The sequence below is a fragment of the Streptococcus pacificus genome, assembly GCF_016481305.1.
GTDB classification, from domain to species: domain Bacteria; phylum Bacillota; class Bacilli; order Lactobacillales; family Streptococcaceae; genus Streptococcus; species Streptococcus pacificus.
On record NZ_JAENBO010000001.1, the window covers coordinates 127,785 to 148,771 of the forward strand.

Annotated in this window: 20 protein-coding genes and 1 riboswitch; of the genes, 8 read left to right on the forward strand and 12 right to left on the reverse strand. The window is 34.9% G+C overall.

The features are described from left to right. The first annotated feature begins 151 nt into the window (after window positions 1-151). A complete protein-coding gene (locus JHK62_RS00645) occupies window positions 152-364 on the forward strand; it encodes a YdbC family protein (RefSeq protein ID WP_199574757.1) in 213 nt (70 codons plus the stop codon). Window positions 365-367: 3 nt separating this feature from the next. Here JHK62_RS00645 and JHK62_RS00650 read toward each other — a convergent pair whose 3' ends face one another. Together JHK62_RS00650 and lysS are read right to left on the reverse strand one after the other, a co-directional pair. Next, on the reverse strand, window positions 368-907 hold the full coding sequence (locus JHK62_RS00650; protein ID WP_199574758.1) for a biotin transporter BioY: 540 nt from the start codon (window positions 905-907) through the stop codon (window positions 368-370). A 121-nt stretch (window positions 908-1,028) separates the two neighbouring features. Further along, window positions 1,029-2,519, reverse strand: coding sequence for a lysine--tRNA ligase (lysS, locus tag JHK62_RS00655; protein ID WP_199574759.1), 1,491 nt, complete (start codon window positions 2,517-2,519; stop codon window positions 1,029-1,031). A 137-nt stretch (window positions 2,520-2,656) separates the two neighbouring features. On the opposite strand from lysS, the gene JHK62_RS00660 reads away from it, so the two are divergent. After that, window positions 2,657-3,559 carry an HAD family hydrolase gene (locus JHK62_RS00660; protein WP_199574760.1) on the forward strand — a complete coding sequence of 301 codons (903 nt, stop codon included), beginning with the start codon at window positions 2,657-2,659 and terminating at the stop codon, window positions 3,557-3,559. 34 nt (window positions 3,560-3,593) lie between these two features. Here the strand turns inward: JHK62_RS00660 and JHK62_RS00665 are convergent, their stop codons facing one another. The 7 genes from JHK62_RS00665 to pepF form a co-directional block, all read right to left on the reverse strand. Then, on the reverse strand, window positions 3,594-4,241 hold the full coding sequence (locus JHK62_RS00665; RefSeq protein WP_199574761.1) for a histidine phosphatase family protein: 648 nt from the start codon (window positions 4,239-4,241) through the stop codon (window positions 3,594-3,596). Between the two features lie 43 nt (window positions 4,242-4,284). After that, the gene (locus tag JHK62_RS00670) at window positions 4,285-4,761 is read right to left on the reverse strand and encodes an aminoacyl-tRNA deacylase (RefSeq protein ID WP_199574762.1); all 477 of its coding nucleotides are present in this window, start codon (window positions 4,759-4,761) and stop codon (window positions 4,285-4,287) included. Further along, the gene (locus JHK62_RS00675) at window positions 4,758-5,600 is read right to left on the reverse strand and encodes a DUF368 domain-containing protein (protein ID WP_199574763.1); all 843 of its coding nucleotides are present in this window, start codon (window positions 5,598-5,600) and stop codon (window positions 4,758-4,760) included. The genes JHK62_RS00670 and JHK62_RS00675 overlap by 4 nt, the downstream gene beginning before the upstream one ends. 77 nt (window positions 5,601-5,677) lie before the next feature. Then, a complete protein-coding gene (gene thiT, locus JHK62_RS00680) occupies window positions 5,678-6,223 on the reverse strand; it encodes an energy-coupled thiamine transporter ThiT (protein WP_199574764.1) in 546 nt (181 codons plus the stop codon). A 41-nt stretch (window positions 6,224-6,264) separates the two neighbouring features. Next, a riboswitch (TPP riboswitch) is annotated at window positions 6,265-6,360 on the reverse strand. A 75-nt stretch (window positions 6,361-6,435) separates the two neighbouring features. Further along, a complete protein-coding gene (locus JHK62_RS00685) occupies window positions 6,436-7,281 on the reverse strand; it encodes a glycoside hydrolase family 25 protein (RefSeq protein WP_199574765.1) in 846 nt (281 codons plus the stop codon). Between the two features lie 46 nt (window positions 7,282-7,327). Next, window positions 7,328-7,804, reverse strand: coding sequence for a glutathione peroxidase (locus tag JHK62_RS00690; RefSeq protein ID WP_199574766.1), 477 nt, complete (start codon window positions 7,802-7,804; stop codon window positions 7,328-7,330). Then, window positions 7,797-9,596, reverse strand: a complete 1,800-nt coding sequence (gene pepF, locus JHK62_RS00695; protein ID WP_199574767.1) for an oligoendopeptidase F — start codon at window positions 9,594-9,596, stop codon at window positions 7,797-7,799. The genes JHK62_RS00690 and pepF overlap by 8 nt, the downstream gene beginning before the upstream one ends. 162 nt (window positions 9,597-9,758) lie before the next feature. Here pepF and ppc point away from each other — a divergent pair, with 162 nt between their 5' ends. The 6 genes from ppc (at window position 9,759) to tpiA (ending at window position 17,674) form a co-directional block, all read left to right on the forward strand. Then, window positions 9,759-12,455, forward strand: a complete 2,697-nt coding sequence (ppc, locus tag JHK62_RS00700; protein ID WP_199574768.1) for a phosphoenolpyruvate carboxylase — start codon at window positions 9,759-9,761, stop codon at window positions 12,453-12,455. Between the two features lie 108 nt (window positions 12,456-12,563). Next, complete coding sequence (gene ftsW / locus JHK62_RS00705) at window positions 12,564-13,814, forward strand: cell division peptidoglycan polymerase FtsW (RefSeq protein WP_199574769.1); 1,251 nt, start codon at window positions 12,564-12,566, stop codon at window positions 13,812-13,814. Between the two features lie 78 nt (window positions 13,815-13,892). Continuing rightward, window positions 13,893-14,405: a sigma-70 family RNA polymerase sigma factor gene (locus tag JHK62_RS00710; protein ID WP_199574770.1), complete on the forward strand. Its 513-nt coding sequence runs from the start codon at window positions 13,893-13,895 to the stop codon at window positions 14,403-14,405. Then, window positions 14,386-15,435 carry an anti sigma factor C-terminal domain-containing protein gene (locus JHK62_RS00715; protein ID WP_199574771.1) on the forward strand — a complete coding sequence of 350 codons (1,050 nt, stop codon included), beginning with the start codon at window positions 14,386-14,388 and terminating at the stop codon, window positions 15,433-15,435. The genes JHK62_RS00710 and JHK62_RS00715 overlap by 20 nt, the downstream gene beginning before the upstream one ends. Window positions 15,436-15,561: 126 nt before the next feature. Further along, on the forward strand, window positions 15,562-16,758 hold the full coding sequence (gene tuf / locus JHK62_RS00720) for an elongation factor Tu (protein WP_199574772.1): 1,197 nt from the start codon (window positions 15,562-15,564) through the stop codon (window positions 16,756-16,758). A 157-nt stretch (window positions 16,759-16,915) separates the two neighbouring features. Continuing rightward, window positions 16,916-17,674 (forward strand): triose-phosphate isomerase, encoded by a 759-nt coding sequence (gene tpiA / locus JHK62_RS00725; protein WP_199574773.1) that lies wholly within the window; start codon window positions 16,916-16,918, stop codon window positions 17,672-17,674. Between the two features lie 48 nt (window positions 17,675-17,722). On the opposite strand, the gene JHK62_RS00730 is transcribed toward tpiA, so the two are convergent. From JHK62_RS00730 to yidA, 3 genes are read right to left on the reverse strand one after another with little or no spacing between them, the layout of a single operon-like run. After that, window positions 17,723-18,952, reverse strand: a complete 1,230-nt coding sequence (locus JHK62_RS00730; RefSeq protein ID WP_199574774.1) for an aminoacyltransferase — start codon at window positions 18,950-18,952, stop codon at window positions 17,723-17,725. Next, window positions 18,952-20,166 carry an aminoacyltransferase gene (locus tag JHK62_RS00735; protein WP_199574775.1) on the reverse strand — a complete coding sequence of 405 codons (1,215 nt, stop codon included), beginning with the start codon at window positions 20,164-20,166 and terminating at the stop codon, window positions 18,952-18,954. Before JHK62_RS00735 ends, JHK62_RS00730 begins: the two co-directional genes overlap by 1 nt. Beyond that, window positions 20,166-20,975, reverse strand: coding sequence for a sugar-phosphatase (gene yidA, locus JHK62_RS00740; RefSeq protein WP_199575229.1), 810 nt, complete (start codon window positions 20,973-20,975; stop codon window positions 20,166-20,168). Before yidA ends, JHK62_RS00735 begins: the two co-directional genes overlap by 1 nt. Between the last annotated feature and the right edge of the window lie 12 nt (window positions 20,976-20,987).

Below are 20,987 nucleotides of genomic sequence, written 5' to 3' on the forward strand. Positions count from 1 at the left end.
TTTTCTCGTTTAAATTGATACAATGATTATACAATATTTTATGGTTAAATAAAATAGCAATTACAATAAAAATAGGTTACAAAATCATATTATAATGATAAGTCTGTTTTTATGAACATTAATTTCGAATAGGCCATTAGGAGGATTTAATATGTCAGAATTTAGCTTTGAAATAGTAGAACACCTACTCGTTTTATCAGAAAATGAAAAGGGTTGGAAAAAGGAATTAAATAGAGTCAGCTACAATGGTGCAACACCAAAGTATGATATTCGTTCATGGAATGAAGACCACACCAAAATGGGAAAGGGCATTACTCTCACAAATGAAGAATTTGAAGTCCTTTTACGAGCCTTTAAAAAATAGAATTTAGTTGTAATAACTTTGACTTTTTAGAAGATTAAATAGTGGTTTTGAAATAAGAGTCACAAGAACTAGTTTTAAAATTTCTGGCAGAATAAAAGGAACAAGACCTGCTTTTAGTGCATCTGAAAGATTGAGTTTTAAAAGAAACATCAAGCCTAAGAGACCAAAAATAAAAACGATTAAATCACCTAGAATATTGGCTAACAGTACTTTGGGAAGAGAAGACTTTGTGTTAGTTAGTAGTGACGTGATAAAAGCAAATCCAAGCATTCCCCACAAAAAACCACCGGTTGGCCCAACTAAGACCTGAAAGCCAGCTGTCCCACCAGCAAAAACTGGAAGCCCAATTGCTCCTAAAATAAGATATAATAATGTTGCAGTGGTAGCTTCTTTGGGTTTTAATAGAGTAGCCACTAAACCAATAGCGAGCGTTTGAAGACTGAAAGGAACACTACCAAAAGGAATGGTGATTTGTGCTAAAATCGCAATTAAAGCAGCAGCAATAGCTGTTAAAGTGAGTGAAAATGTTTTTGAATGTCTCATAAATACCTCTTTAGTTAACCTAAAATTTATAATAGTTAACTAAAATTATAGCAATTTTTAAAAAGAAGTCAATATCAAATTAAAAAAGTTTAGAGGATGATATCATCCTCTAAACTTTTTCTTATTTCATTGTTGGGAAAAGAAGCACATCACGAATAGTAGTTGTATCTGTCAACAACATGACCAAACGGTCAATTCCAATTCCAAGTCCACCTGTTGGTGGCATACCATATTCAAGTGCTTCAACAAAATCATAGTCAATACCTGTTGCTTCATCATCACCAAGTTCTTTGGCTTTCGCTTGTGCTTCAAAGCGAGCTAATTGATCAATCGGATCATTTAATTCGGTGAAGGCATTAGCATATTCTTTAGTCACGATAAAGAGTTCGAAACGATCAGTGAAACGAGAATCTTCGGGGTTCTTTTTAGCAAGTGGTGATACTTCAACAGGATGACCATAGATAAAGGTTGGTTGCATCAGTGTTTCTTCAACAAATGTTTCAAAGAAAGCATTAATCACGTGACCAACACTGGTGAAATGTTTCTCAAGTGGTACTTGTTTTTCTTTGGCAAGAGAAACAGCTTCTTCAAAGGTCATTTCTTGCCAGAAATCAATACCTGTAACCTCTTTAATCGCATCAACCATATGAAGACGTTTGAAAGGCTCGTGGATATTGATTTTTGTTCCTTGATAATCGATTGGCCCATCTCCTTTAACAGCCTTCGCAGCATGTTGGATGATGCCTTCAGTAAGGGTCATGATATCTTTATAATCAGCATAGGCTTCGTAAACTTCAATAGAAGTGAATTCGGGATTGTGTGTCGCATCCATCCCTTCATTTCTAAAAATACGACCAATCTCATAAACACGTTCCATACCACCAACGATAAGACGTTTTAAGTGAAGTTCCGTTGCAATACGAAGCACCATGTCAATGTTTTGAGCATTATGATGGGTAATAAATGGTCTTGCAGCTGCCCCACCAGCTTCATTGTGGAGAACAGGTGTTTCAACTTCTAAAAAGTCAAGACCATCAAGATAACGTCTAATTTCTGAAATAATTTTAGAACGTGTCACAAAACGCTCAAAGCTCTCACGATTGGAAATTAAATCTAAATAGCGTTTACGGTAGATAGTTTCAATATCTGTTAAACCGTGGAATTTTTCGGGTAGTGGACGTAGGGATTTTGAGAGATGAGTTAGCTTTGTTGCTTTAATAGAAAGCTCTCCCATATCTGTTCGCATGATTTCACCTTCAACACCTAGGAAGTCACCTAGGTCAGCTTTTTTGAAAATCTCATAATTTTCATCACCAACAGAATCTTTACGAACATAGATTTGAATTTGGCCATCTCTATCTTGAATATGGGCAAAGCCAACTTTTCCTTTGCCACGTTTTGTCATTAAGCGTCCTGCTATGATGGCTGTTTCTCCAAGGTCATGTAAGTCTTCTTTGGTTTTATTAGCATACTTTTCTTTTAATTCTAGTGAATTAGCTGTACGTTCAAAACGTTTACCAAAAGGATCAATTCCTTGTTCAGCTAAGGCAGACATTTTCTCACGTCTAATAATTTGTTGATCATTTAATTCTTCATTGTATGGGTTAGACATCTTCTTCCTCCAATAATTATTCCATCCTATTATAACATAAAAGAGACTAGAATAGGCGTCCCAATTCTCAAAGTATGTTTGAAATTTATTTAAAAAAGCGGTATAATCTATAAGATACTAACTTCTTAGGAGTAATTATGATAACTTCAATTGTTTTTGACGTTGATGATACAATATATGATCAAAGACGTCCCTATCAATTAGCTGTTGAAAAATGTTTCCCAGAGTTTGATATGAGTCATATCAAAGAGGCTTATATCCGTTTTCGTCATTATTCTGACACAGGCTTTCCAAAAGTTATCGCGGGAGAGTGGACAACGGAATATTTTCGTTTTTGGCGTTGTAAAGAGACGTTAATGGAATTTGGTCATCCAGAAATTGATGAAGAAATGGGGATTCATTTTCAAGAGGTTTACGAGCATGAATTGGCAAATATTACCATGCTTGATGAGATGAGAATGACGCTAGAGTTTTTAAAGTCAAAAAACGTTCCTATGGGTATTATTACCAATGGTCCAACAGAACATCAACTGAAAAAAGTTAAAAAATTGGGCCTTTATGAGTACATTGATCCTAAAAGAGTAATTGTTAGTCAGGCCACTGGTTTTCAAAAGCCAGAAAAAGAAATTTTTAATCTTGCTGCTCAACAATTTGATATGAACCCAAGTACAACTTTATATGTTGGTGATTCTTATGATAATGATATTGTCGGTGCTCATAAAAGTGGTTGGCACTCAATGTGGTTTAATCACAGAGGAAGAAGTTTAAAACCAGGGACTAAACCAGTTTTTGACCTTGAAATTGATAATTTTGAACAACTTTTTGGTGCCGTTAAAGTATTATTTGACCTACCTGATAATAAGTTTATTTTTGACACCAATGAAAAGAGTAATCCTATCTTGCAGATGGGGATCAATAATGGTTTAATGATGGCGGCTGAGCGTTTACTTGAAAGTAATATGAGCATTGATAAGGTTGTTATCCTACTTCGCTTAGATAAAAAACAAGAACAATTTCTTAGGATGAAATATAGTCACTAAAAAAGAAACAGAAAAAATTTTTTTCTGTTTCTTTTTAATTTGGTGTGACAAGTGTTTCTTCAATCATTTCAAGATGATTTGTGTTGTTCCACTCAATCAACTGATAATCTTTTAGGTTGGTTGTTTCTAAAATGGTGAGACTAGCATTGTCTAAATGGCCTAATTTTTTAAATTCGCTTGGTTCATAACCTAGTAAGCAATGAATAGTTGCACTAAGACTAGCTCCATGACCAACAATCAGAACATTGTCATGGTTCTTATCAAGTGATTGAATAACATCAATAATACGATGGGTGACTTGATAAAGCGTTTCTGCGTCAAAAACAGAAGGAGAAAATTGCGCTAAGTTATGATAAAAAGCTTTAATTTGCTTAGGATAAATAGCCTTAGCTATACTAATTTTTTTCCCTTCAAGGCTCCCAAGATACCATTCACGAAGTTTTTCTTTTGTTTGAAAGGAGTGAAGGTAGTCATTGTTTTCTAAAATAACTTCAGTACTTTTAATAGCTCTAGGTAAATCACTGGAATAAACCTCATCAAATTTAATGTGACGAAGTTCTTGTCCTAAAAGGTTAAGGTCGTCATAAGCTTCAGGAAGCAGTTCAGAATCCATCGTACTACCTTGAAAACGTCCTTCGAGGTTTGAGTAAGTTTTACCATGTCGAATAAAATATAATTTCATAGGGCTCCTTCTTGTCTTATTGTTAATTAATCTTATTTCTTTTTTACTCTATCAAATCGGCAAACTTAGCATCAACAAAATCAGCTAATTGTTGACTATTGATTTTGATAGAGTGCCCGATTTCCCCTGCAGATACAATCATTTCACCATAAGAGAGGGCAAGTTGATCAATATAGATGGGGTAGTCGTGTCTTTGTCTAATGCCTACAGGATTATTAGCCCCATGAACATAACCGGTTGTTGCTTGCAAAGCCTTTTGTGGAATCATTTTTACTTTTTTATTGCCAGAAATTTTTGCTAATTTTTTTTCAGACAAATGTTTTTGAACGGGAATAATTCCAATAATAGGACCAGTTTTATCACCTGAGAGGGCTAAGGTTTTGAAAATTAATTCTGAATGGTTGGTTTGGCTCGTTGGTTTGCCTTCTTTAAGTGTAATAAAAACATCTTCGTATGAAATGTTTGCCTTGTCAAGAATTTGATTGACTAGTGTTTTTTTAGGTTTGGTTTTCTTACTCATTTATATTTTTCCTCAAGTTGACTCATCCAAAAACCTAGTACTATACCACCTATGAAAAAGAGGATGGTTAATAGTAATGTCCAAACAGTAACACTACTGTATGAAATGCTTTCACTGTTTTTGGCATTTGGAATAACGATTAAAAGAGTACTAGATAGTACGAGCCCAATGATAAAATGATAGACACGTGAGTGGTAATGATTTAAAGCATAGTCCATGAGTTTTGAAAATGACAACATGGTGATAGCACCACCAATAGCTATCGGTAGAAAAACACCAACTAGGTCAAGATTTTTAAAACCAGTTAACATTGGCGCGTAAAGTCCCATAATTAGTAATAGATTTGAGGGGCTTAATCCAGGAACCAAGACACCCAACGCAATCAATGCACCCGCTAGAATGAAGGTTGTGAAATTAGCAGGGATTACACCAATCAAATCATTTAAAAAGTACAATATGAGACCAGAAATAATGAAAGTTCCTACTAAAATAGTGAGGTCTACACCATCTCTTTTTTTACCAGTAACAGACTCTTTGAAAAGACTAGGGAGAGTGCCAACAATGGCTCCAGAAAAAGCCCATAATACAACAACTTGATGGTGTTCTAAAAGATATTCAAGTGGTGCAGAAAAAAGAGCGATACCTAGAATGCCACCAATACCAACGGGCACAAAAAATAAGAGGTTTTTGATAAAGTCTTGGCGAATGTGAGCCAAAAAGGAGATGATGCGTTCATACAATCCTAAGATGGAAGCTAGTACACCTCCAGAAACACCAGGCAAAATAAAACCAAGAGCGATAACAATCCCCTTTAGTAGTCTTGTTAACCAAGAAATCATGATTTCCTCCATAAAAAAAACAGTATAATATAATATTATACCATTTTATAACAATTATTGAAGCCTATTTTTGGCTTTTAGTTGGCTTTAAAAAATGTTGGCTTCACTTTAAGAAGAATAACTAATAAAATCAAGGCAATGATTGCTGAAGGAACAAGATAGCTAGCGTTATAAGTTAATGAGTATATCCAAACCGGTGTTCCTTTAGGAGCATAATCACTCCAAAAGACGATTCCAGCAAGAAAGTTTGAAAACAATCTTCCCAAGCTACCAACAAGAATTCCTAAACTTAAAAAGAGCATTTGGTTATTTTTTGAGGCCTTAAATTGATTGTAAAAGATACCTGCTAGACCAACAGCACCATATGAAAGAATATAATCAAGAAGCACTTGAGGAACGCTTAGGTAGTAACCACCAAAGAATAATTGGATGAAACCAACCAAAAGGCCACCAGTAAGCGCAGCAGCTAAACCTCTTCTATAAGCCAAAATAAAGATAGGGAGCATGGTTAAAGAAACACTTCCTCCTTGAGGCATATGAAAAAGCACAATTTTATCTAAAATAATAGCAAGAGCAGCCATGATAGCAACTTCAGTGAGAACGGATAATTTTAATTTTGACATAAAAAGACTCCTTTGATAATACAAAGGAGTCTTGAAACATTGTCATTAGGTATCACAATTCCTACGCTAGTCTTAACTAGATCAGGTTCTCAGGATTTCGCAAAACGATCTCAGCAAAAGCACTCCCTTGTGTTTATTATTTAATTATACCTATTATAAAATGTTTGAAAGATATTTGTCAAGTTGATTGCTCTGTAAAACACGCTTCATTATTATTCTTTGATTTTGCCAAATAATTTCTCAAAGGTAGCTTTTCGATCTTTGAGAACAGAAATTTGGTTAAGATCAAGAGTATTAGGAAAACCGTTAATATAGCCTCTTGAAGTGTATTGATGCAAGTCATAATCAATGGAAGTATCAGGAGCAGCTTCATAATATCCTGAATCAGTCCCATAAGTTGGAATCCAAACAGCATCAAATTTACTGGTAGAAATATCATGTTCTTCTAAAAAATAGGTTCCAATATAGATACCGACATTTTTGGCACCTAATTTTTTAAGTTCTTGACGAAAAGCCTCAACACCTTTATTCATGTCAGACATGGTTTTTTCTTCAACATCAATCCAATAAAAGGTTGGATTGTAAGGCGAAGCATTCTCATAAAATAGTCTAGCTTCTTCTTTCATATCTTTAACATTTTTACCAAGTGCATAGGCGTAAACGGCTACAGGAACATCTCTTTTTTGAAGTTCCTCAATATGTGTTTTAAACGATTTATCAATCCCAGTTGTATACGCAGCATTATTTTTTTTGGTGATTTGGGATCCCCCAAAAACACGAACAATAGCTCCTGAAATATTTAGTGACAAGGTATCGTAATCTATATCACTAGGAAGCTGCCAACCAGAAAGATCAATAATCGGATTAAGCACAAACGGCTCTTCCTCAGTCGTTTCGACTGTAGGTATTATGGCTTGGGTTACTTTGGGGATGTTATTTTTAGCCATTTCTAATGTCGCATTGTTTTGTGCTTCAATTGTCAGTTTTGACTTGACCAAAAATAAAATTATTAAACCAAAGAAAATTACCACAATAATCGGTTTTATTCTTTTTCTCATTGCTTCTATTTTATCCTAAAGCTATTAAAAAATCAAAACAACAGAATTACAAATAGTTTTCAATCGTTTCAATCATTGATTCTGGCTCTGTTTTAGAAGAAAAACGTTCAACAACATTTCCATTTCTATCAACAAGAAATTTAGCAAAATTCCATTCAATGGCCTTACCAAAAGGTCCTTTTTTCTCATTCTTTAACCATTGATAAAGTGGGTGAGCATCTTTACCATTCACTTTGATTTTGTTAAAACGATAAAATGAGGTGTTGTAGTTTAATTGGCAGAAGTGATCGATATCCGAAATATCTTCTGAAGCCTGATTTTTAAACTGATTACACGGGAAATCTAAAATCTCAAAACCTTGATCGTGGAAACGCTCATAAAGTGCCTGTAAGCTACTGTATTGAGGGGTAAGTCCACATTTTGTGGCCGTGTTTACAATTAAGGTTACTTTGCCATCGAATTCAGATAGACTAAAATCCTCATTTGTAATTGTTTTTACAGTAAAATCTGATAGTTTAGTCATTTTCTAACTCCTTACTGTATTTGATGATTTGGTTAACAGTTTCATCTAAAAATGAAATTGTTTGTCTTAGGGGCTTTTCTGTTGCAATATCTGCTCCAATTATTTTGGCTGTTTCAAGTGGTGTTTGACTTCCTCCTGATTTTAAGAAATCTAACCACTCTTTAGCACCATTGGAATTATTTTTGATATTTAAATAACCAACAGTTGAGATGACAAGTCCAGCTGAATAAGTGTAGCTATAAAGTCCCATATAATAATGACTTTGTCGCATCCAAGTTAAAGCTGCGTTTTCATCAATAATAAGAGCATCCCCCCAAAATTCTTTTAAAACAGATGCCATCAGTTGATTGAGTGTCTCTGCACCAAAGGTTTTTCCTTCATCGATAAGAGTATAGACTTTACGCTGAAAGGCTGCTTCTAAGAGATGGGTAATGAAATTATGGAAGTAGGTATCTGTTAAGCGGTGTGCTAGAGCAAAACGTTTTTGCTTAGGGTGATCAAATTGTTGTTCAAGGTAGTCACTTAATAATAGTTCATTCAGTGTAGAAGGAGCTTCAACATAGTAGGTTGACATATGAGTATTAAAGTAACTTTGGTGATTATCAGAAAAAATAAATTGGCCTGAGTGTCCGATTTCATGGATGAGCGTATAGACGTCACTCATTTTTCCTGTCCAGCTCATCAAAACATAAGGATGAACCTTATAAGGATCGGCAGCATAACCACCTGAGTCCTTACCACTATTTGCAGCAAAATCAACCCAACGCTCAGTTTGATAGCGAGCAATTTCTTTTTGGTATTCTTCACCAAGAGGTGCTGTTGATTTCATTACTAGGTCATAAGCATCCTCAATAGATACTTCTGGATTCATTTTGGCATCAAGATCAAGTTTCCAATCAGCAAAAGTCATCTTATCAATCCCATTCACCTTAGCGACATGTTTGATATATCGTTGAGCAATTGGAGCAAACTCAGTCATAATTAAGTCAATTTGACGGTCAAACATGGGACGATCAACTTCTTGTTCAGCCAATAGATAGTCAAATACGGAGTTATAACCACGCATATCGGCTATGATTTTTTCAGATCTAACTTGTGCCAAATAGCTTGCGGCAGCGGTATGTTGATGTTGTCTTAGACCTTCTGAAAAAGAACGAAATGCCTTTTGCCTAACCTCAGCATTTTCATGGTTTTGATAAATATTTTCATAAGTAATAAAACTATTAGAGTAGGTTTTGTCTTCCACAGTAAAACTGGACATGGCAAAGTCACTCGCTCGCATTTTGGTATAAATATCTTGCGGGCTGTTAAAAATTTCGCCAAGATTAGCTAAGGTTTTTTCGACAGCAGGCTCAAGATAGTGTTTTTTCTTGATTTTTGCTTCACGAATATAGGCACTAAAGTAAGGGTTTTGTTCCAATCTTTCCAAGATAGTATTATCTGCCATTACCAACTCATTTTCAAAGAAATTCAGAAGAACGGCTGCTTTTGTTGTGAAATCACTACCAATTTGAGCGATTTGAGCAAATTCTTCATTGTTGAAATCAGTGGTTTGAGGCATGAAAGAGTAAGTGCTGATATGACTGATTTGAATATAAATTTGTTCTAATACCATTAGGGCTTCTGTAAAGTCATCTACGGTATGTAAATTATCTTTATAATTGAGTGAAAATTGTTTAATCTCCTCAAGGGCTTTTTCAACAGCATTGATAAAATCTTCTCTGTCTTTATAGAGAGCTGTTAGATCCCAAAGCTCATTTTCAGAGAATTCTGAACGTTTCTTTTGTTCCATTGCTAACCTCCTTTTTGTTAGAACTAGTATAACAAAAAAGTAAGAAGAGAGTGAATCTTGTATCTTATTTTTAAAAAGAATTAGAAGGGCTCTCTCTTTGGTTTACTTTTTTTGGTAAAATGATATGATAGTTAATAGAAAAATAGGGCAGGAGTAGAAATAGTGGTTATTAGAAAACTAGAAAGTAGAAACAATAAAGAACAAATCAATGAAGATGTGATTGTTTTAACCAACTTGCTTGAAGACGTTACTCGCCAAATGGTGGGAAATGACTCTTTTGAAACGATTAAATCATTGGCTAAATTATCTATTCGCCATGATTATCAAGCTTTAGAACAGGCTATTTCTGGTTTAACGACAGAAGAGACGGAAATTGTTTCTCGTTATTTTTCTATTCTCCCTTTATTAATAAATATTGCTGAAGATGTTGATTTAGCATATGAAGTTAACTATCAAAACAATACTAAAAGAGATTATTTAGGAAAGCTTTCTTTAGCTATTGAAGATGTTTTAGCCAATGAACAAGGACAGGAAATATTAGAAAATCTAAATGTTGTTCCCGTCTTAACGGCTCATCCAACTCAGGTTCAACGTCAATCGATGTTAGATTTGACCTATGAGATTTATCTTTTATTAAGACAACATAGGGATACAAAAGATGGTTTACTTGATAGCGAGAAGTGGATTGATGATCTTCGTCGTCATATCGAGATGATTATGCAATCGGATATTATTCGTGAGAAAAAACTAAAAGTTAAAAACGAAATTAGAAATGTCACTGGCTACTATGACAGATCGTTAATTGTTGCCATTACTGACTTGGTCTCTGAATACAAACGACTTGCTAGACAAAGAGGTGTCATTCTTGAACACCCAAAACCCATCACAATGGGAATGTGGATTGGAGGAGACCGTGATGGTAATCCTTATGTTACAGCACAAACCCTACGTCTTTCAGCGATAACTCAAGCAGAAGTTATTTTGAATTATTACATTGAGAAAGTTCAGTCTTTATATAGCTTGTTCTCAATTTCTGTAACCATTTCTAAAACATCAAAAGAATTAGAAGAATTAGCAGCGTGTTCAACAGATAAATCCGAATTTCGAGAAAAAGAACCTTATCGAAGAGCTTTTCACTATATTCAATTAAAATTGCAAAATACCTTAACTTATTTGACAGAAGATAAAAAAATCTCTCCTTTTTATGACAATGTGACTGAGTTTGAACAAGACTTACTAGTTATCAAAGACTCCTTGTTAGTTAATAATGGAGATAATTTAATTAAAGGTGATTTTGGGGAATTATTACAGGCCGTTGATATTTTTGGTTTTTATCTAGCCAGTATCGATATGCGTCAAGATTCAAGCGTACATGAGGCAAGTGTTGCTGAATTATTAAAAACAGCTAACATCGTCTCTAACTATAGTGAATTATCTGAAACTGAAAAGTGTCAGTTGTTGTTACAACAATTAACACAAGATCCTCGTATTTTGTCCGCCACCCATTATCCAAAATCTCCAAGTCTTGAAAAAGAATTAGCTATTTTTCAAATGGCTAAAGAATTGAAAGATAAAATGGGTGAAGACATTATTAAACAACATATTATTTCTCACTCTGAAACAGTATCTGATTTGCTTGAGTTGGCTGTCTTATTAAAAGAAGTGGGATTGATTGATAATGAGAAAGCACGTGTTCAGATTGTCCCTCTTTTTGAAACAATTGAGGATTTAAATAAGTCCCCTCAAATTATGGAAGAATATCTTTCAATTGATCTGGTCAAAAAATGGCTAGAACATAACAACCGCTACCAGGAAATTATGCTAGGTTATTCTGACAGTAATAAAGATGGTGGTTACTTATCTTCTGTTTGGACACTTTACAAAGCCCAAAAAGAATTAACTGAAGTCGGTAAGAAAAATAAAGCAAAAATCACCTTTTTCCATGGTCGCGGAGGAACAGTTGGTCGCGGAGGAGGCCCTTCTTATGAAGCTATTACCTCACAACCTTTTGGAACCATCAACGATCATATTCGTGTGACAGAACAAGGGGAAGTGATTGGAAACAAATATGGTAATAAAGATGCTGCCTATTACAATCTAGAGATGCTGATGTCAGCAACGTTAAATCGTATGGCGACACAGTTAATTGTTGACCAAACGGAATTAGAAGAGTATCGAGAGATTATGGATGCTGTTGTTGAGGATAGCTACCATAGTTATCGTCGATTGGTCTTTGGTCATCCGAACTTTTACGATTACTTTTTTGCTGCGAGCCCTATTCGAGAAATCTCAAGTTTAAACATCGGTTCTAGACCAGCAGCGAGAAAAACAATTACTGAGATTAGCGGTTTAAGAGCTATTCCATGGGTCTTTTCTTGGTCTCAAAATCGTGTGATGTTCCCTGGTTGGTATGGTGTTGGCACAAGCTTTAAACATTTTATCGACAAAAAAGAAGGTAATCTTGAAAAATTACAGATGATGTATGAGAGATGGCCATTCTTTAGATCTCTCTTATCAAATGTTGATATGGTGCTTTCAAAATCTAATATGAATATTGCTTTTCGTTATGCACAAATGTGTGAAGATGACCATATTAGAGATATCTATCATACCATTTTAGATGAATGGCAATTAACAAAGAATACCATTTTAGCTATTGAAAAACGTGAAGAGTTACTAGAAGATAATCCTTATTTGAAAGCTAGTTTAGACTATCGTCTACCTTACTTTAATGTTTTGAATTATGTTCAAATCGAACTGATTAATCGGATGAGACGAGGTGAACTAAGTGAAGCAGAAGAAAAACAAATCCACATCACCATCAATGGTATTGCGACTGGTCTTAGAAATTCAGGCTAAAGTCTTCTTAGTTCTCACAAGGCTTAATTTTGGTACATCATAGAACATAGCATTTGAGGGTTAAAAATGATATAATGCTCATACAATTTGTCACTTTTAGGAGAAAATATGAAAATTGATAAAAGACATCTCTTAAACTATTCTATTTTATTACCTTATCTAGCCTTATCTATCATTGGTTTAATTATAGTTTATTCAACAACGAGTGCTAACTTGATCCAAGAAGGTATTAGTCCCTTTAGTTTAGTGAGAAATCAAAGTTTATTTTTGGTGCTTAGTTTGGCTGCTATCACCTTTATTTACCGTTTAAAATTAAATTTTTTAAAAAATGGTCCCTTATTACGATTTGCTCTTTTTGTCGAGATGATCTTGCTAATAGCGGCAAGGTTTTTTCCACGTGTGAATGGGGCATATGGTTGGATTTCTGTGGGTCCCATTACATTTCAGCCTGCTGAATATTTAAAATTCTTGATGGTCTGGTATTTAGCTTTTAGTTTTTCTAAGGAACAAGAAGCGATTGAAACATATGATTATCAAGCATTGACAAAAGGCTATCTCTTACCAAGAAGTTTTGTAGACTGGCGCTTTGTTTCATTTGCTTTAATCGCTCTTGTTGTGGCTATGCCTGACCTTGGTAATGCAACCATTATTTTATTAACAGCGATTTTGATGTATAGTGTTAGTGGTATTGGTTATAAGTGGTTTTCAGCAGTCTTAACAACGTTAACAGCTGTTTCAGCAGCAATATTAGGATTTATCGGTATTGTCGGTGTTGAAACTATTGAGAAAATTCCTATTTTTGGCTATATTGCCTCACGATTTTCAGCCTTCTTTGATCCTTTTCAAGATGCTCAAGGATCTGGTTTGCAACTTGCCAATTCTTATTATGCAATGAGTAATGGTGGCTGGTTTGGTCGTGGACTTGGGAACTCTATCGAAAAAAAAGGCTACTTACCAGAAGCCCATACTGACTTTGTCTTTTCAATTGTTATTGAAGAACTTGGTTTGATTGGAGCAGGATTGATTCTAGCTTTAGTATTTTTCTTAATTCTAAGAATTCTTTTAGTAGGAATAAAATCTAAGAATGCATTTAATTCCATTTTATCACTTGGTGTAGGTGGTTTATTATTAACACAGGTTTTTGTCAATGTGGGAGGGATTTCTGGTTTAATTCCATCAACTGGGGTGACTTTTCCATTCCTATCACAAGGAGGAAATAGTCTCTTGGTTTTATCTGTTGCCATTGGTTTGGTTTTAAATATTGATGCCAATGAAAAACGAGATGACATCTATCGAGAAATTGAAGAAAGTTATGAAGATGTTGATGACACTTACTATGATGATACATACTACCAATAATGAAATCTGCCTTGAGCAGATTTTTTTTTAATCATTGTAACTTTTAGGTCATCTTATTCGTTATATTAGTGAGAGGAGGTGAGGATAATAAAACTAGATGCTTATGAGACTGAGTTGATAAAAATTGCAAGAGAAGTTAGTTTTTATCTGAGAAAGTCAGCCATTTCAAAAGAAGATAGTCTTGATATTACACAAGATATTTTGGTGAAGTTACTTGAAACTGATATTGTCCTCCCTTTTGATAAATTACGTTCCTGGTTTTATCGATCAGCCATTAGATTATACATTGATCGCTATAGACGAGATAAAAAATATCATGAGCTTGTTCAAAAAGCTTTCTTTAGTGATAAAGACTTACTTCCTTATGATGATACTAGTTATGCTTATTTGTACGAAGCTATTGAGGAATTGGATGAGCGCTATCAGCTGGTTTTGGACTGTTTTTACTTTCAGGGATTTAGCATTAAAGAATCAGCAAAAATTCTTGGGATGACTCAATCGCAAGTCAAGACGAATTTGCATCGGGGACGCCAAAAATTAAAAATGTTATTGGAAAAGAAGGGGTATTCAAATGGAAACAATTATCTTTGAAAAAATTGTTAAAAAAAATAAACGTAGGCAGTTTATTAAAACAGTAGGTGCGAGTATTTTAGCTATATTTGTCCTATTAATTATAGGCTACAAAGGATTGAATGAACTAACAAAAACTCACGGTGAAGACATAAAGGATCGCTATCTTTTACTTTCAGAGATTGCTTATCCAAATATCGATTATAGTAATTGGCATTTTAATGTGACAAGTCAATTTGCAGGTGTTTTTGAATCACATCGTTATAAGAATATAGATGGTATTGAAGTTCCTTTTGAACCTTATCAAGGATACTATTCATTGGGAGGAAATCTTGATAACAATAATGATAGTGAATACTTATTAGAAGGTGATAATGGTCAGTCAAGTTATACCCACGGTAGTCACTATAAAGTTCCTCGTTTCTATAATATTAATTTCAATTACAATGAAGATAGCTACAATCAGCTGACCCAAGATATTACTTATGTCTCTGATTTAAATGGAGAAGCAGTTGAGGTTGCCATTACTTTTGATAAACCCTATACCTATGATGAAATCAAGACAATGATACCTGATAATTTAATGATTAATTGGTACTGGATTGGTACCACTAGTGACCTTGATACGGTTAACTTTCAGCCAAAAGATTTATTTGGAATGACTGACTATCAACAAATCTATAAAGAATCAAAAGAAGTGCCATTTGAAGAAATCTACAATAGTTTTATAAAATACTTGAAATCAGGACTATATAATCAATGGATTTCAGGGAATTATAGTAGGGAAAACGACTCGTTAGAGGAAACAGAAGGTAATTCAAATTTTACTGAAGAAAAAATGAACACTGATAAAAATAACTATTTTGATGTCAAAGAAGATGTTCAAAATTTTATTAGTAATAATCCCGACAGTAAAACTGCTAAATTTTCAGGAGTTATTTTAACTGGACGCTCCGAGAATTTTGAGGCGTTGAAAAATAAAGAATGGATTTATGCTTCTAATATTGGACAAACGGTAGAAATCAGACCTTATCATCACCTAACAAAATAAAGAAATTGGCAAAAGAGTCATAAAAAGCTTGCTTTTTCGCTGTAATTTGTTAAAATAGTAGGGTAAAGTTAGACTGTGTAAGTATGGTCTATCTATAAAATATATTTTATTGGAGGCTTTTCCTAAATGGCAAAAGAAAAATACGATCGTAGTAAACCCCATGTTAACATTGGTACAATTGGACACGTTGACCATGGTAAAACTACCCTAACTGCAGCAATTACAACTGTACTTGCACGTCGTCTTCCTAGTGCTGTAAACCAGCCTAAAGACTATGCTTCTATTGATGCTGCTCCAGAAGAACGCGAACGCGGAATCACTATCAATACTGCTCACGTTGAGTACGAAACTGAATCTCGTCACTATGCGCATATTGATGCCCCAGGACACGCGGACTACGTTAAAAACATGATCACTGGTGCTGCTCAAATGGACGGAGCTATTCTTGTTGTGGCTTCAACTGATGGACCAATGCCACAAACTCGTGAGCATATCCTTCTTTCACGCCAAGTAGGTGTTCAACACCTTATTGTTTTCATGAACAAAGTTGACCTTGTTGATGATGAAGAATTGCTTGAATTAGTTGAAATGGAAATCCGTGACCTATTGTCAGAATATGGATTCCCAGGAGACGATCTTCCAGTCATTCAAGGTTCAGCTCTTAAAGCTCTTGAAGGTGATTCAGCAGCAGAAGATGTTATCATGGAATTGATGAAAACTGTTGATGAGTATATCCCAGAACCAGAACGTGATACTGACAAACCACTTCTTCTTCCAGTTGAGGACGTATTCTCAATCACTGGACGTGGTACTGTAGCATCAGGACGTATCGACCGTGGTACTGTTCGTGTTAACGACGAAATCGAAATCGTTGGTATTAAAGAAGATAAAACTAAAGCAGTTGTTACTGGAGTTGAAATGTTCCGTAAACAACTTGACGAAGGTCTTGCAGGAGACAACGTTGGTGTTCTTCTTCGTGGTATCCAACGTGATGAAATTGAACGTGGACAAGTTATCTCTAAACCAGGTTCAATCAACCCACATACTAAATTTAAAGGCGAAGTGTATATCCTTTCTAAAGAAGAAGGCGGACGTCACACTCCATTCTTTAACAACTACCGTCCACAATTCTACTTCCGTACAACTGACGTAACAGGTTCAATCGAACTTCCTGCAGGTACAGAAATGGTTATGCCTGGTGATAACGTGACTATCGATGTTGAATTGATTCACCCAATCGCCGTAGAACAAGGTACAACATTCTCAATCCGTGAGGGTGGACGTACTGTTGGTTCAGGTATCGTTTCAGAAATCGAAGCTTAAGAAATTAAGTTCCCAGATAACAATTATTTGTCAGACAACAAATAAAAAAAGCTCTATCTTGATAGGGCTTTTTTCTGTTGTGATCAGATAAATCTTTTAAAGATTCTTAAAATGTGATATAATATACAATGTAAATAAAGAAAGAAGAGGTAGTGAAATGTCACGTAAACCAATTATTGCAGGAAACTGGAAAATGAATAAAAATGTGCAAGAAGCAGTAGATTTTGTAAATGCTGTGAAAAATAACTTGCCTTCAAATGAAGTGGTAGAGTCTGTTATCGGTGCTTCGCCAGTTTTACTTCATAGTGTTAAAGAAGCAAGCAAAGGTAGTCAATTAAAAGTCGCTGCACAAAATACTTATTTTGAAGATGCGGGAGCTTTTACTGGTGAAACAAGTCCTAAAGTTCTCTCTGATATGGGAATGGATTATGTTATTATTGGTCATTCAGAGCGTCGCGAATATTTCCATGAAACTGATGAAGACATCAATAAAAAAGCACTTGCTATTTTTAACAATAAGATGACACCAATTATTTGTTGTGGTGAAACACTTGAAACTTATGAAGCTGGTAAAGCAGTTGAATTTGTTGGTGCTCAAGTTTCTGCAGCATTAAAAGGATTGTCTGACGAACAAGTGGCTTCATTAGTCATTGCTTATGAACCAATTTGGGCAATCGGTACTGGTAAATCAGCTACTAAAGATGATGCTCAAAAGATGTGTCAAGCAGTTCGTGAAGTGGTTGCTGCTGACTTTGGTCAAGCAGTAGCTGACAAAGTACGTGTCCAATATGGTGGTTCTGTTAAGCCTGAAAATATTGCTGATTACATGGCTTGCCCTGATGTGGATGGCGCTTTAGTCGGAGGAGCATCACTTCAAGCAGATAGCTTTTTGGCACTTCTTGAATTTGATAAATAATGATATCATCAATAAAACACTTGCACTAGTGCAAGTGTTTTATTTTGCTTATCTGCCTAGAATCTTCTTAATTCCTTGCAGTAACTTAAATTTTAATGGGATTGGGTAATATCTAAATGTTCCCATTTTACGAGTAATATAGCCATTGAAATTTTGTTTAAATCTTAAAACACCATCTTCTTTTTCAAAATCTCCAGTAATACCAAGGAAATTATACAGAGGAATTTGTTTTTTGATAGCTTCTAACATAACATATTCTTGTAGAAGTGCTGGTGCATAAAACTTGTTGAAGGCAGGATATGAGCCACTAAAGAGGTAAACAGCTTCTTGCTTGGTATAAATAAATAGACTACCTGCTAGAACAACTTCTTGATCACCATATTCAGAAATAAATTGTTTGGCTTCTTTTTTTCGAATGTCAAATGTTTTAATTTGTTCTTTTAATTCGGAAAGTTTGTTTTGTGTCTTTGTTGATGGTGTTTTTTCAAAGCGTTGGTGGAGTTGTTCTACTTTTGTTTTCAATTTTTCCTGATCTTGATTAAGACGTTTAAGATAGGTGTTGAAATTTAGCGTCGCTACCATAAACTCTGCTTTATCTTTAAAACTATCAAAGAAATCTTCATAATAATCAAGGGGTTTGTCAACATTTCCATATTTTTCAGAAGTAGAGAGAGTTATCTCTTTGAATAGATGAAGCTCTTCACGTTTCAATTTTTTCAAGTTAATTCCGAATGTTTTTGCTTTCTTAACAAGTGGTTTTCCTTTTTTGCTAAAGGAGTTTATCAGATTATCACTTGTTATGTCATTAAGATCTTTTACATAGTGCCAGTCTGGCTCACCGCCCGGGTAGCCTGTCAACAAACCATCATGGTGGTAACCCAAATTGGTTAGTGTTTCAATCAATTCTTTTTTGGGTTTACTTGTTGGTTTACCATCACTATCAAAGGTTTGATAGGTATCAAAGGGTTTAACAATTAATTCAAGCGCCCCTTTTTGTTTAGCAAAGGTGGTTAAACCTTGATAAAAATCTGATAAAAAATGCATATCTGAGGAAACAGGACCACTGTTGATTTCCATATGAAGACCACCAGTCATTGGAATCATATAGACTAGTGCAGACACTTTGATGTCTTGTTCAACTTTTAAACCAACGTATGAAACCTCATAACCTCTTTTTCTAAAGAGCGTAGCCATTTCTTCTGATTGCATAAATGATTTGTAGCTGACTGATTCGATGTGGTGACGAAATTCTTCTTTTGTGAGTTCGGTAAAGGCCATTAATGCTTACTCCTCATTTGTTTGCGTATTTGATAGGCTTTTTTTGATAATCCGTATAAAATAGAATTGACAGGGATATCAAATTCACCAATATATTCTTCAATCATAGGATTAAAATTAGACTTGAATTTTGTTAAGCCATCATCGAGAGTTCCTTCAATTCCACCCATATTAGCCCAGATAATGCCATCTTGGTAGGCATCTTCAAAGACTTTTGGGTATAGGGTATATTGTGGGAAGAAACTCTTGAATTCATCATTCATTCCAGCATATAGCATTTCCATGACATTTCCAAAACGAATGGATAAAATACCTGCAATCACTAATTCATCAGGGTATTTTGTGACAAACTCTCTAAATTCAGCAATGTATTTACTAACAGATTCTTTTTGGTCTGTTAATTTGTTTAATCGTTTCTTTTGGTGAGGTTGGGTTTGAGCAATCTGTTCATTAATAGCTTTTAGTTGTTCTTCATAATCAGAAAGGCCCTGTTTCAAATTGACTTTTGCTAGGTGGAGGTAGGCATCATCACCAAAGATTGTCATCATTTTTTTGAAATACTCTTTGTTACGAAGAGCTACGCCTTTTCTTTCTTCGGTTATAGCAACAACCTCAGCAAAAGCATCAATATTATCTTTTGTTCCCCTATAAGTAATCACACCACGGCTGTTAGCTTTTTTTAACAGCCTTTTGGTATGTTTGGGGAAGCTTTGTTCGATATCTTTTTGTGTATAGACATTGGCTTGAAAGCGCGGTTGAATACTGTCATCAATTTTTGTGGTACAGCCACTCCATGAAGCACCTGCCAGCTCAAGTGTTGAGATGATTTCAAGGGTTTCTTGATTATCTTTAGCCTCTTCACCGAGATGGTACTGACGTAATAAGATAGCTGGATCAAATTTAATAAAAAGTGCTTTTTTGGTTTTTCCATATTTTTTAAGTGACGAGATGACAAAACGGACCAAATCTTTGTCGGTATAATCCATCACTGGACCTCTAGGGATATATAACATGGTCATTCCAAGTGGTAACTGTTTGATTAAAACAGCAGCACTGGCAACTAATTGTTCGGCTCTATAAAAACCAATAATGTCATTGTCCCAGTTATCTTTTACTTTGGACCACTGACTGCTTTGTAAGAGGTTGGTTTGTGGACTATTTTTGACAAAGTCGTCATGTTCTTTTGGTGATAGTCCAATTTTATAGGTTAACATTATTTTAATACCCATTGACGTATGGCATAAGCTACGCCACTTTCTTCGTTTGATTTAGTAATGTATTTGGCTATTTTTTTAAGATTTGGGTTACCATTTGCCATCACAACAGGATTAGCGACAACTTCTAACATTGCACGGTCATTTTCCTCATCACCAATAGCCATGGTTTCCTCCATCGCAATCCCCAATTTTTCAGCCAAATGAATAATGGCATTGCCTTTACTGACTTTTTTATTAACAACTTCTAAATAGAAGGGCTGTGATTTAACTAAGCCGTATTTTTTTTGGAATCTTTCAGGAATATTTGCGATAGCTTGATTTAAAATCTCAGGTTCATCAATAAACATGATTTTGATGATGTCTTTAGTCGCCATTTCTTCTGGTGTGCGATAAAAAACTGGCATGCTAACCAGAGTCGCCTCATGAACGGTATATTTTCCGATATTTTTATTAGCGGTATAGATGCCGTCTTTTGTAATGGCATGCATATGGACCCCTAATTTACGACTCAGCCATTCCAGATCAAGGTAGTCATCATAGCTTAATCCTTCTTTAACCAGTTCATCTTGAGTAAGTGTTTCTTGAACTAATCCGCCATTGAAAGTAATGACGTAGTCACCCTTTTCGTTGAGATTGAGTTGCTCCAATAATTTTGTGACTCCAGCAATAGGTCTTCCTGTTGTAATAACAATTTTAACGCCAGCTTGTTTGGCCTCTTGTATAGCTTGATAGACCTCGTCGGTAATTTCTTTTTTACTATTGACTAAGGTGCCATCAATATCGATAGCGATTAGTTTAATGGTCATTGTAACTCCAAT

Excerpts from the sequence above, each read along its gene's own strand:
- JHK62_RS00645 (WP_199574757.1), top strand. The coding sequence starts at position 152 with ATGTCAGAATTTAGCTTTGAAATAGTAGAACACCTACTCGTTTTATCA.
- JHK62_RS00650 (WP_199574758.1), bottom strand. The coding sequence starts at position 907 with ATGAGACATTCAAAAACATTTTCACTCACTTTAACAGCTATTGCTGCT.
- lysS (WP_199574759.1), bottom strand. The coding sequence starts at position 2,519 with ATGTCTAACCCATACAATGAAGAATTAAATGATCAACAAATTATTAGA.
- JHK62_RS00660 (WP_199574760.1), top strand. The coding sequence starts at position 2,657 with ATGATAACTTCAATTGTTTTTGACGTTGATGATACAATATATGATCAA.
- JHK62_RS00665 (WP_199574761.1), bottom strand. The coding sequence starts at position 4,241 with ATGAAATTATATTTTATTCGACATGGTAAAACTTACTCAAACCTCGAA.
- JHK62_RS00670 (WP_199574762.1), bottom strand. The coding sequence starts at position 4,761 with ATGAGTAAGAAAACCAAACCTAAAAAAACACTAGTCAATCAAATTCTT.
- JHK62_RS00675 (WP_199574763.1), bottom strand. The coding sequence starts at position 5,600 with ATGATTTCTTGGTTAACAAGACTACTAAAGGGGATTGTTATCGCTCTT.
- thiT (WP_199574764.1), bottom strand. The coding sequence starts at position 6,223 with ATGTCAAAATTAAAATTATCCGTTCTCACTGAAGTTGCTATCATGGCT.
- JHK62_RS00685 (WP_199574765.1), bottom strand. The coding sequence starts at position 7,281 with ATGAGAAAAAGAATAAAACCGATTATTGTGGTAATTTTCTTTGGTTTA.
- JHK62_RS00690 (WP_199574766.1), bottom strand. The coding sequence starts at position 7,804 with ATGACTAAACTATCAGATTTTACTGTAAAAACAATTACAAATGAGGAT.
- pepF (WP_199574767.1), bottom strand. The coding sequence starts at position 9,596 with ATGGAACAAAAGAAACGTTCAGAATTCTCTGAAAATGAGCTTTGGGAT.
- ftsW (WP_199574769.1), top strand. The coding sequence starts at position 12,564 with ATGAAAATTGATAAAAGACATCTCTTAAACTATTCTATTTTATTACCT.
- JHK62_RS00715 (WP_199574771.1), top strand. The coding sequence starts at position 14,386 with ATGGAAACAATTATCTTTGAAAAAATTGTTAAAAAAAATAAACGTAGG.
- tuf (WP_199574772.1), top strand. The coding sequence starts at position 15,562 with ATGGCAAAAGAAAAATACGATCGTAGTAAACCCCATGTTAACATTGGT.
- tpiA (WP_199574773.1), top strand. The coding sequence starts at position 16,916 with ATGTCACGTAAACCAATTATTGCAGGAAACTGGAAAATGAATAAAAAT.
- JHK62_RS00730 (WP_199574774.1), bottom strand. The coding sequence starts at position 18,952 with ATGGCCTTTACCGAACTCACAAAAGAAGAATTTCGTCACCACATCGAA.
- JHK62_RS00735 (WP_199574775.1), bottom strand. The coding sequence starts at position 20,166 with ATGTTAACCTATAAAATTGGACTATCACCAAAAGAACATGACGACTTT.
- yidA (WP_199575229.1), bottom strand. The coding sequence starts at position 20,975 with ATGACCATTAAACTAATCGCTATCGATATTGATGGCACCTTAGTCAAT.